We start from the raw sequence: 17,080 nt of genomic DNA, 5'->3' as shown, positions 1-17,080 counted from the left end.
GTCGCAGGGCCTCGCCAGCGTTGAGTTACGCAGCTTGCGTGTGCGCAGAAGGCCGCTCGCCTTGCTTGAATAGCACGAAGTCGCGCTCTTCGCTGTCCGTTGCGGCGCTCTTGAGCAGGAACCCGATCACTAGCCCGCCGCCAAACAATACCCCCGAGAATCCCGGGAAAGGCGGTTTGGCAAAGAACATGAAATAGAGCGTCGCGAGCAGGCTGATCAAGAAATACGGCCCCAGAATCAACAACGCCAACTTACCGATACGGGTGGCCGTATGCAGTTTTTTGTCCAGCACCTGACGGTCGGCTTCATCAAGCAATAGATCCGAGCTGCACTGATAACAGTTGATGGGTTGCAACCGAACCAGTTCGAACGCTTGGTGATACGTCGGTTTGAGCGTGTAGTTGCAATGCCCGCAACTCATGCTCGCGTCCTTGTAAGGCGTGGAGTCGGTAGGCACAGCGGCCTCTTGGGTGTGGCTCATGACAGTTAATTCCCTTTAGTTGACAGCTACGGCTGAAAAAGCCGCGCGACATGCTAGCAGAGTGCGACTGTCATGGCGCTGCATGGTCTTGCCGTGCCCTTCAGATAAATACATCTACCGGCAGCTTGAAATAATCAGCCAACCAGCGGACCTGACGCAAATTGAGCTGGCGCTTGCCGCTCAGGATCTCCGAAATGACTGACTGAGGGCCAACACCGGGCAAGTCGCTCTGGGTCAAGCCATGTTCGCGCATCAGATATCCCAGCACTTCATAACCGGGCGGTTTGGGCATTGGATGATGCGTGTGATCCCACTCTTCGATCCAGTCCCCGATAATATCCACCAGGCTCATCAAAGGATGGGACTCATCATCGCCGGTCATTTCGAGTAACTCGTCGAGCGCTTGAACCAGTCTGTCGTAATCGCCTTCGTTTTTCGGCTTGCGCAGCAATGGCGAGACGAACTCCCAGTGCTCGGCGGCTTTTTTGATCAGAACACTCATGCCTATGCCTCCTTCCATTTACCGCGATCGTATTCGCGATGATCCAACACATGCTTGATGTACAACTTCTGCGGCCGATATCTGACATAGGCGATCAACCTCAGCTTATTACCGCCAATATCGAAAACATGAAATTCACCCACCTTGTCGATAGCCGGAAACAGCGCCCTCATCGCGGCAAAATCTAACGGTTTGCTGCCTTTCGCCACTTCAAGCCAGTGATCCAGTGCGGTGGCTGCATTAGGCCATCTGGCCTTCGCTTCTCGTATTCGTTTTGCAGTGATGACATGCATGCAACATCCTTATCGCATTCTGCTATAGAAAGTTAATCACAGATCGAAATTATCGCAAGTTGCGATACTACCGAGCAGACCAACGGACCCGCTCGGTGTGCTCCAGCCTAGGTGCAGCCTTGAAGCCTGCACGATTGAAAATATGAGCAAACGTCTCCAACTTACGCTTATCAGCTCTTCACCGGACTTTGCTCATGACCGACCCACTGCTCATCCCCTGCCCCACCTGCAACGGCCTCAACCGCATTCCCGCCGAGCGCCTCGCTGACCAGCCGAAGTGCGGTCGCTGCAAATCTGCGGTGCTGCTGAACAAACCCTTCGAACTCAAGCAAGACGATTACGCCAGCCAGATCAAGGGTGATCTGCCGTTGTTGGTGGACGTGTGGGCGGACTGGTGCGGGCCGTGCAAGTCGTTTGCGCCGATATTCGAGCAGGCGGCTGCGCAGTTGGCGGGCAAGTGCCGGCTGGCCAAGCTTGATAGCGAGGCGAATCAGCAGTTATCGGCGCAGTTGGGGATTCGCTCGATTCCGAGTCTGATTCTGTTCAAGAACGGTCGGGAGGTGGCGCGCCAGAGCGGGGCGTTTCCGTTACCGCAGTTGATGGCGTGGCTGCGTAGTCAGGGCATCTGACACACCCTGAAAACTCTGTGGGAGCAGGCTTGCCAGCGATGACACTGGATCAGGCACTTCAGATGCTGAACGTGCCGGCCTCATCGCGGGCAAGCCCGCTCGCACAGGTTTTGTGGGAGCTTCGAGAAGTCACGCGTCTTCGAGCAGGTTGTGCAACTCGACAAACTGCTGGGTCAGCTTGTGCCGCGGATCGAGGTGGATCAGCGGCATGCTCGCCTGATGCGATTCACGCATGCGCACTGAACTGGTCAGATACACCGGCAATACCGGCAAACCTTCGGCAATCAGCTCATCGAGAATCTGCTGCGGCAGGCTGGCCCGCGCTTGGAACTGGTTGACCACGATGCCTTCGATTTCCAGCCCTTCGTTGTGGTCTTCCTTCAATTCTGCAATTTCCGCCATCAATCCGTACAAGGCCTGACGCGAGAAGCTGTCGCAATCGAAGGGAATCAGCACGCGATCTGCCGCAATCAGCGCCGATACCGCATAAAAATTCAGCGCTGGGGGTGTATCGAGGTAAATCCGGTCGTAATCTTCGGACAACTCATCGAGCAATTTGCGCAGCTTGTTGATCTTGTGCTTCGCCTCAAGCTTCGGCTGAAGATCGGCCAGCTCGGCGGTAGCAGTGATGATGTGCAGGTTGTCGAACGGGGTTTCGTAGATATCCGCCTGATTCTTCTTCGAGAACGGCCCTGAAGACAGCGTTTGCTTGAAGAAATCGGCAATGCCCATCGGGATATCGTTGCCGGTGAGCCCCGTCAGATATTGGGTGGAGTTGGCCTGAGCATCCAGATCGACCAACAGTGTGCGATAACCCTCACTGGCGCTGACCGCTGCCAGATTGCAGGCAATGCTGGATTTGCCTACGCCACCTTTCTGATTGAACACCACGCGCCGCATGACAAAACCTCCGTGTATCAAAGAATGACCGAGTGTAGATGCGCGCCGCCTCGCTTCGCTACCTTCGCGGACATGGACTACAGGTCAGGTGCAATTTTCCGCGTGCAGGACCAGTAAAAACCACCAGCAATCGCCGAGATGGCCGACAGACAAGCCGCTGACAATCTGGATAATGGCCAAGTGACAGTTTTACCGCGAACCATTCGGTACATTTCACTGCACAAAATGTAACCAGCATTTGCTACACACCCGTGTCACCGGGATAATGCGCGCCACCCGGCGCCAAGCGCCACGTCAAGCCTGCTGCGGCTTTGGCGACTCACGCCTCAACAAAAAGCCCGCAGGGGCGGGATGAATGTCCGTGATCAACTTCAACATCGCCCAGTGGCGCGCATGGGCCCCGGGGCTCGATAGCGTGGACGCATGGCAAGCCTGGAGCCGACAACCGGTCGTGCTCCAGAGCAGTGATGCCGCGCCCGATGTGTCGTTCTTGCCGGCCATGCAACGCCGCCGCCTCAGCCGACTGGCCAGAATGGCTTTCAGTGTCGGCTGGCCACTGGCCGACGGACGGGAAAATCTGCCGCTGGTGTTCGTCTCGCGACACGGCGAGACCCCGCGCACTTACGAGATCCTCAGCGACCTTGCCAAAGACGAACCGCTGTCGCCGACGCAATTCAGCCTCTCGGTGCACAACGCGATCATCGGCCTATGGTCGATCATGCGCGGCGAAACCAGCGAAATGACCGCCCTCGCCGCCGCTGGCGACGGTCTCGAACACGGCATGCTCGAAGCCGCAGCCCTGCTCAATGAAGGCGCTCCGGCGGTGTTGCTGGTGATTACCGAAGAACAGCCGCCCGCAGCCTATTCGGCGTGGATCGACGATGTGCCGTTTCCTTACGCGCTGGGTCTGTTGCTCACTCCCGGTACCGACTGGCGGCTGACCCTGAACAGCACCACCGAAGCACGGTCCAAAGCGCACTGGCCACACGCGCTCAACTTGCTACGCACCCTGCTCGGCCAGCAGCCCCTTTGCCAACATGCCTGGAAAAATCGCGTATGGACCTGGCAACGCAACCCGTGACCGAGAAGAACCGCGACGCCTACTACTGGCGTCTGCTGGCCACCGCGGCGAGTTTCGCGCTGTTCGGGCTGGGCGGGCTGTGCCTGCGCGTGCTGGTTTTCCCGGTGCTCGGCTGTCTGCCCGGTGATGCCCTGAAGCACCGTCAGCGTGCGCGGCAGACCGTCAGTCGGCTGTTCTGGTTTTTTGTCCGATTCATGGCTCGCACCGGCGTATTGACCTACGACATTCAGGGCGCTGAGCGTCTCGGTCGTCCAGGGCAGATGATCATCGCCAATCATCCGTCGTTGATCGATGTGGTGTTCCTGATCGGTCTGGTGCGCCAGGCCAACTGCGTAGTGAAGAAAAGCCTGTGGGAAAACCCCTTCACCCGTGGCCCGCTGCGCAGCACCGAATACATCAGCAACGACGGCAGCATGGACATGCTCGATGCGGCCGCCGAGTCCCTGCAAAACGGCCAGACCCTGATCATTTTCCCTGAAGGCACCCGTACTCAACCGGGCCAGGCACCAGCCTTTCATCGGGGGGCTGCGGCGATTGCCCTGCGGGGTGCGAAAATCCTTACGCCGGTGGTTATCAAGGTCAACCCGACCACCCTGACCAAAGCCGAGCCCTGGTATCGGATCCCCAGCCGCCGCGTGCACTTCAGTTTTCGTGTCGGGGCCGATATAGATCCACAGGCATTCGCAGCACAAGGCCCGGCACCGCAGGCCTCGCGCAAGCTCAACGACTATTTGCATTCTTACTTCATCAAGGAGCTCGCCGAAGATGAGCGATCTACACCGTGAGATTAAATTGCTGATCATCGACGCCCTCGGCCTCGAAGACATCAGCGTCGACGACATCGGCGACGATCAAACATTGTTCGGCGAAGGCCTGGGCCTGGATTCTGTCGACGCACTGGAACTGGGTCTGGCGATCCAGAAAAAGTACGGCATCAAGATCGACGCCGACGCCAAAGACACCCGCAACCATTTCTCCAACGTGGCGAGCCTTGCGGCCTTCGTCATGGCAAAACAGGCAGCTTGAGACCGGACCATGCAAACTCGTGACGATATTTTCAACACCCTGCGTGATGCCCTGGTCGAGCTGTTCGAACTGGATCCCTCCCGTGTAAGCCTGGATTCCAACCTGTATCAGGATCTGGAGATCGACAGCATCGACGCGGTCGATCTGATCGACCACATCAAGCGCCAGACCGGCAAGAAGATCGCCGCCGAAGAATTCAAATCAGTGCGCACTGTCGGTGACGTGGTCGAGGCGGTCTACCGTCTGGTTCACCCGGCCGCATGAGCCGACTGATCGGCCTCGGCCTGTTGCTGGCCGGTCTGCTGTATCCCTTTGCGGTGTATTTCGGCATGGAGCACTTTGCCCCGTGGCAGTTCGGCCTGCTGTTGGGCAGCCTGTGGCTGGCGCGAGCACTGGTCGGCGAACGCAAACCCGGCAGTCTGTGGATGGCCTGCGTGGCGATGATGTTTTGCCTGTTGCTGGCGCTGTTCGACAGCCCGCTTTTGCTGCGCTGGTATCCGGTGCTGATCAGCGGTTTCATGCTGGTGCTGTTCAGCCTGAGCCTGAAATACGGCCCGCCGATGGTCGAACGCCTGGCGCGGCTGCGTGAACCGCATTTGCCGGCCAACGCAATTGCCTACACGCGCAAGGTCACGGTGGCCTGGAGCGTGTTTTTCTTCTGCAACGGTTTGTGCGCCGCGCTCCTGACCCTGTGGGCGCCGCTGAGTTGGTGGATGTTGTACACCGGCCTGATCTCCTACGGATTGATCGGCCTGATGTTTGCCATTGAATGGCTGATACGACAACGGGTAAGAGGCCGTACATGAACTGGATAAAACTTGAGCAACTGTTGCTCAAGGCGTTGCCGGCGCGGGCGATCAGCCAGGCCCCGGCATTGGATCACGCACAGCTGTGCGAGCAGGCGTTGAGCTTGGCTGCCGGCCTGCAGGCCCAAGGCGTGCAGCGTTTGGCCGTACATCTGGAAGATGCCGCCGACCTGGCCATCGCCCTGCTCGGTGCCTGGCGCGCTGGCGTCAGCGTATTGCTGCCCTCGGACTTGCAAGCGCAAACCCGCCAGCGCTGGTCCGGCGAAGTGGATCTGTGGCTGACCGATCAAACCGGCGACAGTGGTTTAGCTCAATTCCATCAGACGCCACTTCCCGGCGCCGAGCTGGATCTGGATCAGTGTCGCTTGAGCCTGTGCACTTCCGGCTCCAGCGGCGAGCCCAAGCGCATCGACAAGACCCTGCGCCAGCTGGCCAATGAGGTCGAGGCGCTGGAACAGCTGTGGGGCGCGGATCTCGCCGAGGCATGCATCATCGGCAGCGTCGCCACCCAGCACATCTACGGTTTGCTGTTTCGCGTGCTGTGGCCGCTGTGCGCCGGGCGAACGTTCGTGCGCAAACAACTGGCATTCCCCGAAGACCTGCAACGCGCCAGCCGCGAGTATCCAGCCTTCGCCTGGGTTGCCAGCCCGGCGCTGCTCAAGCGCATGGGCGACAACCTCGACTGGCTGGCCCTGAGCGCTGTGCGCCGGGTGTTTTCCTCGGGTGGCGCACTGCCTGTAGACGCGGCTCAAAGCCTGCAGCAACGCTTGCAACAGTGGCCGACTGAAATCCTCGGCAGCTCGGAAACTGGCGGCATCGCCTGGCGTCAGGGTAAGCAGCTGTGGCAGCCGTTCGCCGGTGTCGAATTGAGTCAGGACAACGACGGTGCACTGCTGATCGCCTCACCGTACCTGCCTGCCGGGCATGTCGAACACACCGCCGATGCAGCACGCATTGCCGCCGATGGCCGTTTCGAACTGCTGGGTCGACTGGACCGAATCGTCAAACTCGAAGAAAAACGCATTTCCTTGCCGATGCTTGAGCAAGCCCTGGTCGCCCACGATTGGGTTGCCGAAGCGCGCTTGGGCGTTGTTCAGGAAAATCGTGCGTCCCTCGGCGCCTTGCTGGTGCTCAGCGAGTCCGGCCTGTTTGCTCTGCGCGAACACGGTCGACGTAGCCTGACCGAAGCCCTGCGCCAGCACTTGAAAGAGCACTGCGAAGCTTTGGCCCTGCCACGTCGCTGGCGATTGCTGCGGCAAATGCCGCTCAACAGCCAGGGCAAACTGCCGCAGGCGGATATCGAGGCGCTGCTGCTCGGCCCTCGTCCGAAAGCCCCCGAGGTGCTGGAGCAAACCGAAACGGACGGCGAATGGAGCCTGCAACTGAGCGTGCCGCCGGATCTGGCGTACTTCAGCGGCCACTTCCCCAAAGCCCCCGTGTTACCCGGCGTGGTGCAAGTGGAATGGGCACTGAACCTCGCTCGGCAACTGCTCAACCTGAGCGGTGCCTTCGCTGGCATGGAAGTGCTGAAATTCCAGCAACTGGTGCGTCCCGGCGATGAAATCCAGCTGCACCTGCGCTTCGATCCCGAACGCGGCAAATTGTATTTCGCCTATCGCAATGACATGGCGACCTGCTCCAGTGGCCGCATCCTTCTGGAGACTGGCAATGCATAATCCCTGCGCCGTGATCCCGGTCTACAACCACGAAACCGCAATCACCGCCGTTGTCGACGCCCTGCTCGCCCAAGGTCTGCCGTGCCTGCTGGTGGACGACGCCAGCAAGCAGTCCTGCGCGCGGGTGCTGGACGTGCTGGCCGAGCGCGACAACGTGCATCTGGTGCGGCTAACCATCAATCAGGGCAAGGGCGGCGCGGTGATGACCGGCCTGCGCGAAGCCTCGCGCCTGGGCTTCAGCCACGCGCTACAGGTCGACGCTGACGGTCAGCACGATCTGCAAGACGTTGCCCGCTTCGTTGAGGAGTCCCGCGCACATCCGCAAGCGATGATCTGCGGCTATCCGCTGTTCGACGAAAGCGTGCCCAAGGGCCGCTTGTACGCGCGCTACCTGACCCACGTGATGGTCTGGATCAACACACTGTCGCTGCAGATCCGCGATTCTATGTGTGGCTTTCGCGTCTATCCGGTTGCAGCGACGCTGGCGGTGATCGACTCGGCCAAGGTCGGCAAACGCATGGATTTCGACTCGGACATTCTGGTGCGCCTGGCGTGGCGCAATCAGCCGATGCGCTGGCTGGAAACCAGCGTGCATTACCCGCTGGATGGCGTCTCGCACTTCCGGCTGTTCCATGACAACGCGCTGATTTCGAGCATGCACACGCGGCTGTTCTTCGGCATGTTGCTGCGCTTTCCGGTGATCCTCTGGCGACGGTGGCGGACATGACCGTCGATACCGAAAAGAAACACTGGGCCGACCGCGAGGAACGCGGCAGTTTCCTGCTGATGAAATTCACCGCGCTCGCCGCCAAGGTGCTTGGTCGCCGCCTGCTGAGCCCGTTGTTATACGGCATCGTCCTGTACTTTTTCCTGTTCGGCCGCACGGCCCGACACAGCGCCCGGCAATACCAGCAGCACCTGGCCGACTGGAGCCAACGAGAAGACCTGCGCCCAAGCCATTGGCGGGTGTTCGGCCAGTTCATGGCATTCGCCGATTCGCTACTCGACAAGCTCGACGTGTGGAACGGCAAGCTGCGCATCGAGCAAATCGAAATCATCGACCCGGCGCTGCTGCGCACTCAGTTGCGCGGCAGTCGCGGGCAATTGCTGGTCGGCGCACACCTGGGCAATCTCGAAGTGTGCCGGGCGCTGGCGGAGATCGGCGAAAAGGTCACGATGAACGTGTTGGTGCACACCAAGCACGCCGAGCAGTTCAACCGCTTGCTGGGGGAAGCCGGGGCGACCAATCTGCGCCTGATCCAGGTCAGCGAACTCGACCCGGTGATCATGCTGCAACTGCACGAACGCCTGGAGCGCGGCGAGTGGCTGGCGATTGCCGGCGACCGTGTGCCGCTGCACGGCGGCCGTAGCGTGACCGTGGACTTCCTCGGCCATCCGGCGCCATTCCCGCAAGGCCCATGGCTGCTGGCCGGGCTCCTCAAATGCCCGGTCAATCTGCTGATGTGCCTCAAGCAACCCGACGGCCATTATCGCCTGACCCTCGAACCCTTCGCCGACGCCGTAGTGTGGAAGCGCAGCGAGCGCGAGCAGGTCATTCATCAGTGGGCCACCCGCTACGCGCAGCGCCTGAGTCACTATTGCCTTGAAGCTCCGCAGCAATGGTTCAACTTTTACCCTTTCTGGAAGACCGATGACGACGCCAACCCATGAGCCGGTAACCTTCGGCGAACGCCCTCTGCGCATCGAAGACGTGCTGGCCCTGGCCAACCGTCAGGCGCCCGTACAGTTGCAGAGCGACGCCGCGTACCGCGAGCGGATCGCCAAGGGCGCACGGTTCCTCGATTCGCTGCTGGACAAGGAAGGCGTGATCTACGGCGTGACCACCGGTTACGGTGATTCCTGCGTGGTCGCGGTGCCGCTGCATCACGTCGAGGCGCTGCCGCGTCATCTCTACACTTTCCACGGTTGCGGATTGGGCAAACTGCTCGACGCCCAAGCCACCCGCGCAGTGCTGGCGGCGCGTTTGCAGTCGCTGTGCCACGGCGTTTCCGGGGTGCGCATTGAACTGCTCGAGCGCCTGCAAGCCTTCCTCGAATACGACATCCTGCCGCTGATTCCCGAAGAAGGCTCGGTTGGCGCCAGCGGCGATCTGACGCCGCTGTCCTACGTCGCGGCAACCCTGTCCGGTGAGCGTGAAGTGATGTTCCGTGGCGAGCGCCGTCAAGCGGCCGACGTCCATCGCGAACTCGGCTGGACGCCGTTGGTGTTGCGCCCCAAAGAAGCGTTGGCACTGATGAACGGCACCGCCGTGATGACCGGCCTCGCCTGTCTCGCCTACGCCCGCGCCGATTACCTGTTGCAACTGGCTACCCGCATCACCGCGCTGAACGTCGTGGCACTGCAAGGCAACCCGGAGCATTTCGACGAACGCCTGTTCGCCGCCAAACCGCATCCGGGGCAGATGCAAGTGGCCGCGTGGCTGCGCAAGGATCTGGCGATCGACGCGCCGACCGCGCCGCTGCACCGTTTGCAGGATCGCTACTCGCTGCGCTGTGCTCCGCATGTCCTCGGCGTGTTGGCCGACAGCCTGAACTGGCTGCGCTCGTTCATCGAGATCGAACTCAACAGCGCCAACGACAACCCGATCATCGACGCCGAAGCCGAGCGTGTGCTGCACGGCGGGCACTTCTACGGCGGGCACATCGCGTTCGCCATGGACAGCCTGAAAAACCTCGTGGCCAACGTCGCCGACCTGCTCGACCGTCAACTCGCGCTGCTGGTCGATGAACGTTACAACCACGGTTTGCCGAGCAATCTGTCCGGCGCCACGGCGGATCGGGCGATGCTCAACCACGGCTTCAAGGCTGTGCAGATCGGCACCAGCGCCTGGACCGCCGAGGCGTTGAAAAACACCATGCCGGCCAGCGTCTTCTCGCGCTCCACCGAGTGCCACAACCAGGACAAAGTGAGCATGGGCACCATCGCTGCCCGTGATGCGATCCGCGTGCTGGAGCTGACCGAACAGGTCGCCGCCGCCACGCTCCTCGCCGCGAACCAAGGCGTATGGCTGCGCGCGCAAGCCGAAGACGCCCGAGCGCTGCCGCCTGCGCTGGCCGCCATGCACGAAGAACTTGCCAAGGACTTCCCGCCGGTCATCGAAGACCGCGCACTGGAAGGCGAACTGCGCCTGTGCCTGCAACGCATCGCTGCGCAACACTGGAGGCTGCATGCGTAGCGCCGGAGTACTGCACGCCGATACGGAAATCCTCGTCCCGTTCTTCGACGTCGACACCATGCACGTGGTCTGGCACGGCCATTACGTCAAATACCTCGAAGTAGCGCGCTGTGCGTTGCTCGACAAGATCGGCCACAACTACACGCAAATGGTTGAATCCGGTTACGCCTGGCCGATCATCGATCTGCAACTGCGCTACGTGCGTGGCGCGGTGTTCGGTCAGAAGCTGAACGTGCGCGCCAGCCTGGTCGAGTGGGAAAACCGTCTGAAGATCAACTATCTGATCACCGACCTGCAAAGCGGCGAACGCCTGACTCGCGCAAGCTCCGTGCAAGTGGCAGTCGAAGTGAGCAGCCGCGAGATGCAGCTGGCTTCACCAAAAGTCTTCACTGATGCCGTGGAAAGGATGCTGCGATGAACCTGTTTTCTAAAAGTCTTGGTGCGCTGGTGCTGCTGGCGGTGTCATCACTGGCCCACGCCTTTGACCTGCAACAACTGAGCGCACAACTGGCCAAGCCGGACGTGATCCACGGCCAGTTCGTCCAAGAAAAACACCTGCGCGCCCTGCCCCAGCCGCTGATCAGCAAGGGCAGTTTCGTCCTCGCAAAAAACCAGGGCCTGCTCTGGCTGCTGAAAACCCCGCTGCAACAGGATTACCGCATCAGCGCCAAAGGCATTGCCCGGCGTGACGGCAACGGCTGGCAACTGCTGCCGAACAAGAGCGCCGGGGCCGAGCAGAACCGTTTGTTTCTCGCTGTGCTGCAAGGTGACAGCAGCGGCCTGCAACGCGACTTCGAACTGGCGCTCAGTGGCGACGCGCAACGGTGGAAACTCACCTTGACCCCACGTTCGCTGTTGCTCAAGCAAGTGTTCAACCAGATCAACATTGACGGCGGCGAACTGGTGCAAACCATCGAACTGCTGGAAACCCAAGGCGACAGCACCGTGCTGCGCATGCAGGACAGCACCGCCGGCCAACCGTTGAGCGACGCGGAGCAACATGACTTTGCCGAGTGAACGCAAGCTGCCCTGGCTGTTCCTGATTCTGCTGCTGGCGGTGGTCGCGCTGGCCGGTTGGCAGTGGCGTGACGGTGCGCCGTTGTCCGCCAACCTGATGGAACTGGTGCCGGGCACTGACCCCGACGCCCTCGAACTGCGCGCCGAACAACGCATGCAGGAGCCTCTCAACCGCGAAATGCTGGTGCTGGTCGGCCACGCCGATCGCCAGCAAGCAGTGGCCATGGCGCAAACGCTGGGCGAGCAATGGCAAGCCAGCGGACTGTTCGAAAAAGTGCAGTGGAACCTGCAAGCAGACCTCCCGGCCTTGCGCACGCAATTGCTGCAAGGGCGGCTTGCGATGCTCTCGGCGAATGATCGGCAACTCCTGATCGAACATCCCGACGCCTTCATTCAGCAACGGGTGCAGGCACTGTTCGACCCGTTCAGCGGTTTCAGTCTGGTGCCGAGTCAGGACGACTGGCTGGGCCTGACTGCACGCATCCAGAACAGCCAGCCGCAACACGGCGCGGTGCAGTTGGACATCGGCAGCGGTGCATTGGTCGCCGATGCCGACGGCAAGAGCTGGGTGCTGTTGCGCGCACGCACCACCGGCAATGCCTTCGACATGAACCTGCCGCTGCAAGTGGCCGATCTGCTTAAGCACAGTCGTGATCAGGCCGCGAAATCCGACGTGCAGCTTCTGGCCGCCAGCGGTCTGTTGTACGCGGCCAGTGGTCAGCAACAGGCCACTCGCGAGATGACCTGGGTGGGCGGCGGCGCCACAGTCGGGATTCTGCTGTTGCTGCTTTTGGCGTTCCGTCGCTGGCGCGTGTTGTTGGCATTTGTGCCGGTGCTGGTGGGCATGTTGTTCGGTGCCGTGGCGTGTGTGGCGCTGTTCGGCCATATGCACGTGATGACATTGGTACTCGGTTCCAGCCTGATCGGCGTGGCGGTGGATTACCCGCTGCACTATCTGTCGAAGAGCTGGAGCCTGAAACCGTGGCGCAGTTGGCCCGCCTTGCGCCTGACCCTGCCCGGGCTGACGCTGAGTCTGATCACCAGCGCCATCGGTTATCTGGCGCTGGCGTGGACGCCCTTCCCGGCGCTGACGCAAATCGCCGTGTTCTCCGCCGCCGGCTTGCTTGGCGCCTATCTGTCGGCGGTGTGCCTGCTGCCGGCGCTGTTGAAGAATGTCGAACTGCGCCCGGCGCAATGGCCGCTGCATCTGGCCAAACGGCTAATAAACCTGCGGGAAAAACTGCTGGAGCGCATCTGCACGCCAATACTGCTGGCGCTGTTGATCGCCTTCTGTGTTGGCGGTCTCGTGCAACTGCAAAGCAAAAACGACATCCGCCAATGGGTCGGCGCGCCACAGCAACTGACCGACGAAGCGCAGACCATCGCACGCATCACCGGGTATCAGCCGACCAGTCAATTCTTCCTGGTGCGCGCGGCCAATCAGCAAGAACTGCTCGCACGACAAGCGGCACTGAGCGAACGTCTGGAGCAACTGGTCAACCTCGACAAGCTGCAAGGTTTTCTGGCGCTCGATCAACTGGTCAGCCCGCCAAGTCAACAAGAGCAAGTGCGCCAAGCGCTGAACAAGCTTCCACAGTTCTGGCAGCCGCTGCTCGATCTCGGCGTGCCGGTAACGGCCCTGCAAAACGAGTTGCAGCAGTTGCAAACATTGTCCTTTGAGGACATCGACGCCGCGCTGGTCGGTCCGCTCGGCGAGCCCTACCGCACGCTGTGGCTTGGCCCGACCGAAGAGGGCGTGGCGGCGATCACCAGTCTGCAAGGCCTGAACAATTCTTCGCTGCTGCGGGTGCAGGCGCTGGATTTACCGGGGGTGGTGCTGGTGGATCGCCTCGGGGAATTGAACAGTGTTTTCGCCGCCACGCAGATCAGCGCGGCAGAACTGAAACTCGCCTCCTGCGTGTTGATCGTGCTGGTGTTGATCCTGCCGTTTGGTCTCGGCGGCGCCCTGCGCATCGTCACGCTGCCGTTGCTGGCAGCGCTGTGCAGTCTGGCCAGCCTCGGTTGGCTCGGCCAGCCGCTGACATTGTTCAGCCTGTTCGGCCTGCTGCTGGTGACAGCGATCAGCGTCGATTACGCGATTCTCATGCGTGAGCAAGTCGGCGGCGCGGCGGTGAGTCTGCTCGGCACGTTGCTGGCGGCCGTGACGACGTGGCTGTCATTCGGTTTGCTGGCGGTATCGAGCACGCCAGCAGTGAGCAACTTCGGCTTATCGGTCAGCCTCGGTCTGGCCTTCAGCTTCATGCTGGCACCGTGGGCCGGGCGTCACCCTCACACCGCAACAGTCGCGGAGCCGGCAGCATGATGGTCGTCGGATTCTGGCTGCTGGCCCTGGCGCTGTTCTTTGTCGCGACCCGCGTCGGTCGCCACTTCGGCCTGATTCCGATTGTCAGCCAGTTGCTGGTGGCGAGTTTCGGTTTGCCGCTGCTGATGTATTTCTGGATCGAACCGGGCTGGCAGCTCAGCGGCGCCGAACTGATTGCGCCGACGTGGCTGAAAGACCTCTACAGCCTGAGTTTTGCCCTGTTGCTCGGGCACATCCTCAGCGATGTGATCGACCTGCGTCTGGATCGCCAGAGCGTGAAAATCGCCTTACCGAGTTTCGCCGTGCCGTTCGCCTGTGGCCTGGCGACCGCCTATTGGCTGCTGCCGGCGCAACCGTGGCTCAACTCGTTGGCCATCGGTCTGGTGTTCGCCATCACGGCCATTCCGGTGCTGTATCTGTATCTGCGCCACATCGACTACCCGCCCGCCGCCACGCGGCGGCTGGTGCAAACCGCGATCCTGATCGATCTGACCTGCTGGACCCTGTTCGGCCTCGCCCAAGGCAGTTTGCACCTGAGCAGTCTGTTGCTGCCGCTGGGGCTGGCGTGCGTGCCCTTGCTGCTGCGTTTGTTCGGTGTGCAGCGACCGCTGACTTATAGCCTCGGCTTCTTCGCGTTATTGGTGCTGGCCGAGCACTACAAACTCAATGCGCTGATTTTCGGCATCGGCTACCTGTTGTGCATGGCCACGCTGAGAATACCGCTGGTGCTGCCGTTGCCGGCGCGCTGGATGAGCCGTTTGCAGACGTGGATCGCGATCCCGTTGATCCTCACGTTCGGCATCGTGCAGATCGACGTACACGCCGCCCTCGCCAGCCTTGGCGCGCTGCAATGGGCGGCACTGCTGCTGGTGCCGATTGCCAGTAAACTGCTTGGCAACTGGCTTGGCCTCGGCTGGGCCGGTGCCTCGTTCGAGGGTGCCAGTCGCTGGCGGGAAAGCGTGCTGCTGAACATTCGCGGCCTGAGCGAAATCGTCTTTCTCAACTTGCTGTTGCAACAACAGCTCATCACGCCGGCGCTGTACTTCGCGCTGATGCTGATGGGCCTGATCGCGACGTTGCTGCCAGCCCTCATCGGCCTGCATCGCGCCCCATTGAATTCGAACAACCCACTGCCCCGGAGCTCACGTGCCAATCGTTGAAATGGAATCGCGTCAGGTCGTGATCATCGGCGCAGGCCCCTCGGGCGCCATCGCCGCCGCCCTGCTCAAGCGCAAAGGGCACGACGTGCTGGTGATCGAGCGTCAGCACTTCCCAAGGTTTTCCATCGGCGAAAGCCTGCTCAGCCATTGCCTGGACTTCGTCGAAGAAGCCGGCATGCTCGACGCCGTCAACGCCGCCGGGTTCCAGCGCAAGACCGGCGCTGCGTTTGCCTGGGGCGAGCGCTACAGCGCGTTTGATTTTGGCGACACCTTCACCAACGGCAAGCCGACCACGTTCCAGGTGCAGCGCGCCGACTTCGACAAACTGCTGGCCGATCAAGCCGCTTTGCAAGGCGCCGAGATTCGCTATGGCGATGCCATCGTCAGCGTCGATTTCAACCGGGCAAAACCGCAGTTGGATGTGCGCCGCGAAGACGGCAGTGAATACCGCGTCGAAGCGGATTTCGTGCTGGATGCCAGCGGTTACGGTCGCGTGCTTTCACGCTTGCTGGATCTGGAGGCGCCGTCGAATTTCCCGGTGCGCCAGGCGGTGTTCACTCACGTCGAAGATCACATCGACAACCCGGCGTTCGACCGCGAAAAAATCCTCGTCACCACACATCCGCAGCATCGCGATATCTGGTTCTGGACCATCCCGTTCAGCAATGGTCGCTGCTCGGTCGGCGTGGTCGCCGCTGCCGAACACTTCGAAGGTCGCGATACCGATCTTGACGCCTGCCTGCGCGGTTTCATCGCCGAAACGCCAAGTCTGGCCGGCGTGCTCAACAACGCCGTGTGGGATACCCCGGCGCGCACCCTCGGCGGCTACGCAGCCAACGTCAAAACCCTGCACGGCCCGGGCTTTGCGTTACTCGGCAACGCGGCGGAATTTCTCGATCCGGTGTTCTCCTCCGGCGTAACCATCGCCATGCGTTCGGCGAGCATGGCGGCGGCGGTGTTGCATCGTCAGTTGCAGGGCGAAACGGTGGATTGGCAAAGCGAGTTTGCCGAGCCGCTCAAACGCGGCGTCGACACCTTCCGCTGCTATGTCGAGGGCTGGTACGCCGGGACCTTCCAGGACGTGATTTTTTATGAACAGAGCCAGGCCGACATTCGCCGGATGATCTGCTCGATTCTCGCCGGTTATGCCTGGGATGAACGCAACCCGTTCGTCAGCGAAGCTCGGCGCCGGTTGAAGATGATTTCCGAACTTTGTGCAAAGGACGCCCCATGAATTACCTGAGCGACAGCTACGTCGAGGAAACCCGCTTCGGTTTCTGGTTCCTGCGCAGCCACACCTGGCAGCATCACGTATTGCGCGTGGCAATCAACGATCTGCGTGGGCTGTTCAGCGAAGCACCGCCGGCAAACCCGGTGCTGCTCGATGCCGGTTGCGGTCAGGGCAAATCGTTCGGCCATTTGCGCCAGACCTTTGCACCTCAACGTTTGATCGGCATCGATGCCGATCCGCACAGCCTTGAATTGAGCGCCGAAGAAGCGGCGCGTCAGGGATTGCAAGTCGAGCTGATCGGCAGCGATTGCGCAACGCTCAACGTGGCGGACGCCAGTGTCGATCTGCTGTTCTGCCACCAGACCTTTCATCATCTGGTCGAGCAGGAAAAGGCCTTGGCCGAGTTTTATCGGGTGCTCAAGCCTGGCGGTTATCTGCTGTTTGCCGAATCGACCGAGGCTTACATCGATACCTGGGTGATTCGCTGGCTGTTCCGCCATCCAATGCACGTGCAGAAAAGCGCCGCGCAGTATCTGGGGATGATTCGCGAGCAGGGTTTTGAGTTTGGCGAGCGCAATGTTTCGTACCCGTATTTGTGGTGGAGCCGGTCGAAGGATTTCGGTTTGCTGGAGCGGTTTGGATTGCTCAAGCCCAAACCGTTCGGGCAGCGGGAAGAGACGCTGGTGAACGTGGTTGCGCGCAAGCCGCTGGAAGGTGAGATCTGATGTACGGCAGTCGATCAGTACACAACCCACCCTG

The 17,080-nt window shown here is 61.0% G+C and carries 20 protein-coding genes; 16 read left to right on the top strand and 4 right to left on the bottom strand.

Translation table 11 applies throughout. The features are described from left to right. Window positions 1-25: 25 nt before the first annotated feature. The 3 genes from AB4P97_RS26340 to AB4P97_RS26330 form a co-directional block, all read right to left on the bottom strand. A complete protein-coding gene (locus tag AB4P97_RS26340; RefSeq protein WP_042557301.1) occupies window positions 26-481 on the bottom strand; it encodes a hypothetical protein in 456 nt (151 codons plus the stop codon). 100 nt (window positions 482-581) lie between these two features. Then, window positions 582-983, bottom strand: coding sequence for a type II toxin-antitoxin system HigA family antitoxin (locus AB4P97_RS26335; protein WP_042557300.1), 402 nt, complete (start codon window positions 981-983; stop codon window positions 582-584). Between the two features lie 2 nt (window positions 984-985). Further along, complete coding sequence (locus AB4P97_RS26330; RefSeq protein WP_042557299.1) at window positions 986-1,276, bottom strand: type II toxin-antitoxin system HigB family toxin; 291 nt, start codon at window positions 1,274-1,276, stop codon at window positions 986-988. A gap of 194 nt (window positions 1,277-1,470) precedes the next feature. On the opposite strand from AB4P97_RS26330, the gene trxC reads away from it, so the two are divergent. Further along, entirely contained in the window at window positions 1,471-1,905 is a 435-nt protein-coding gene (trxC, locus tag AB4P97_RS26325; protein ID WP_042557298.1) for a thioredoxin TrxC, read from the top strand. 129 nt (window positions 1,906-2,034) lie between these two features. Here the strand turns inward: trxC and AB4P97_RS26320 are convergent, their stop codons facing one another. After that, window positions 2,035-2,805 (bottom strand): ParA family protein, encoded by a 771-nt coding sequence (locus AB4P97_RS26320; protein WP_042557297.1) that lies wholly within the window; start codon window positions 2,803-2,805, stop codon window positions 2,035-2,037. 355 nt (window positions 2,806-3,160) lie between these two features. Here AB4P97_RS26320 and AB4P97_RS26315 point away from each other — a divergent pair, with 355 nt between their 5' ends. The 15 genes from AB4P97_RS26315 to AB4P97_RS26245 are packed head-to-tail and all read left to right on the top strand — an operon-like array spanning window position 3,161 to window position 17,046. After that, window positions 3,161-3,886 carry a beta-ketoacyl synthase chain length factor gene (locus AB4P97_RS26315; RefSeq protein WP_042557296.1) on the top strand — a complete coding sequence of 242 codons (726 nt, stop codon included), beginning with the start codon at window positions 3,161-3,163 and terminating at the stop codon, window positions 3,884-3,886. Beyond that, entirely contained in the window at window positions 3,862-4,671 is an 810-nt protein-coding gene (locus AB4P97_RS26310; RefSeq protein WP_042557295.1) for a 1-acyl-sn-glycerol-3-phosphate acyltransferase, read from the top strand. Before AB4P97_RS26315 ends, AB4P97_RS26310 begins: the two co-directional genes overlap by 25 nt. Then, complete coding sequence (locus AB4P97_RS26305) at window positions 4,652-4,912, top strand: phosphopantetheine-binding protein (RefSeq protein WP_047299425.1); 261 nt, start codon at window positions 4,652-4,654, stop codon at window positions 4,910-4,912. The genes AB4P97_RS26310 and AB4P97_RS26305 overlap by 20 nt, the downstream gene beginning before the upstream one ends. 9 nt (window positions 4,913-4,921) lie before the next feature. Beyond that, window positions 4,922-5,176: an acyl carrier protein gene (locus AB4P97_RS26300; protein ID WP_042557293.1), complete on the top strand. Its 255-nt coding sequence runs from the start codon at window positions 4,922-4,924 to the stop codon at window positions 5,174-5,176. Then, complete coding sequence (locus AB4P97_RS26295; protein ID WP_042557292.1) at window positions 5,173-5,718, top strand: membrane protein; 546 nt, start codon at window positions 5,173-5,175, stop codon at window positions 5,716-5,718. The genes AB4P97_RS26300 and AB4P97_RS26295 overlap by 4 nt, the downstream gene beginning before the upstream one ends. Then, window positions 5,715-7,394 carry an acyl-CoA synthetase family protein gene (locus AB4P97_RS26290; RefSeq protein ID WP_042557291.1) on the top strand — a complete coding sequence of 560 codons (1,680 nt, stop codon included), beginning with the start codon at window positions 5,715-5,717 and terminating at the stop codon, window positions 7,392-7,394. Before AB4P97_RS26295 ends, AB4P97_RS26290 begins: the two co-directional genes overlap by 4 nt. Then, window positions 7,387-8,121, top strand: coding sequence for a glycosyltransferase family 2 protein (locus AB4P97_RS26285; RefSeq protein WP_042557290.1), 735 nt, complete (start codon window positions 7,387-7,389; stop codon window positions 8,119-8,121). Before AB4P97_RS26290 ends, AB4P97_RS26285 begins: the two co-directional genes overlap by 8 nt. Then, complete coding sequence (locus tag AB4P97_RS26280; RefSeq protein ID WP_042557289.1) at window positions 8,118-9,065, top strand: glycosyl transferase; 948 nt, start codon at window positions 8,118-8,120, stop codon at window positions 9,063-9,065. The genes AB4P97_RS26285 and AB4P97_RS26280 overlap by 4 nt, the downstream gene beginning before the upstream one ends. Next, entirely contained in the window at window positions 9,046-10,590 is a 1,545-nt protein-coding gene (gene hutH, locus AB4P97_RS26275) for a histidine ammonia-lyase (protein ID WP_042557288.1), read from the top strand. Before AB4P97_RS26280 ends, hutH begins: the two co-directional genes overlap by 20 nt. After that, on the top strand, window positions 10,583-11,008 hold the full coding sequence (locus AB4P97_RS26270) for a thioesterase family protein (RefSeq protein WP_042557287.1): 426 nt from the start codon (window positions 10,583-10,585) through the stop codon (window positions 11,006-11,008). Before hutH ends, AB4P97_RS26270 begins: the two co-directional genes overlap by 8 nt. After that, entirely contained in the window at window positions 11,005-11,607 is a 603-nt protein-coding gene (locus AB4P97_RS26265) for an outer membrane lipoprotein carrier protein LolA (RefSeq protein ID WP_042557286.1), read from the top strand. Before AB4P97_RS26270 ends, AB4P97_RS26265 begins: the two co-directional genes overlap by 4 nt. Next, window positions 11,591-13,930, top strand: coding sequence for an MMPL family transporter (locus AB4P97_RS26260; RefSeq protein ID WP_042557285.1), 2,340 nt, complete (start codon window positions 11,591-11,593; stop codon window positions 13,928-13,930). Before AB4P97_RS26265 ends, AB4P97_RS26260 begins: the two co-directional genes overlap by 17 nt. Continuing rightward, entirely contained in the window at window positions 13,927-15,090 is a 1,164-nt protein-coding gene (locus tag AB4P97_RS26255) for a hypothetical protein (protein WP_042557284.1), read from the top strand. Before AB4P97_RS26260 ends, AB4P97_RS26255 begins: the two co-directional genes overlap by 4 nt. Next, complete coding sequence (locus tag AB4P97_RS26250; RefSeq protein WP_042557283.1) at window positions 15,077-16,324, top strand: NAD(P)/FAD-dependent oxidoreductase; 1,248 nt, start codon at window positions 15,077-15,079, stop codon at window positions 16,322-16,324. The genes AB4P97_RS26255 and AB4P97_RS26250 overlap by 14 nt, the downstream gene beginning before the upstream one ends. Continuing rightward, on the top strand, window positions 16,321-17,046 hold the full coding sequence (locus AB4P97_RS26245) for a class I SAM-dependent methyltransferase (RefSeq protein ID WP_042557282.1): 726 nt from the start codon (window positions 16,321-16,323) through the stop codon (window positions 17,044-17,046). Before AB4P97_RS26250 ends, AB4P97_RS26245 begins: the two co-directional genes overlap by 4 nt. Window positions 17,047-17,080 lie beyond the last annotated feature (34 nt).

The sequence above is a fragment of the Pseudomonas sp. A1230 genome (assembly GCF_044218825.1).
Taxonomy (GTDB): Bacteria; Pseudomonadota; Gammaproteobacteria; order Pseudomonadales; family Pseudomonadaceae; genus Aquipseudomonas; species Aquipseudomonas iridis.
This window is presented reverse-complemented; position numbering and strand designations above follow the sequence as displayed.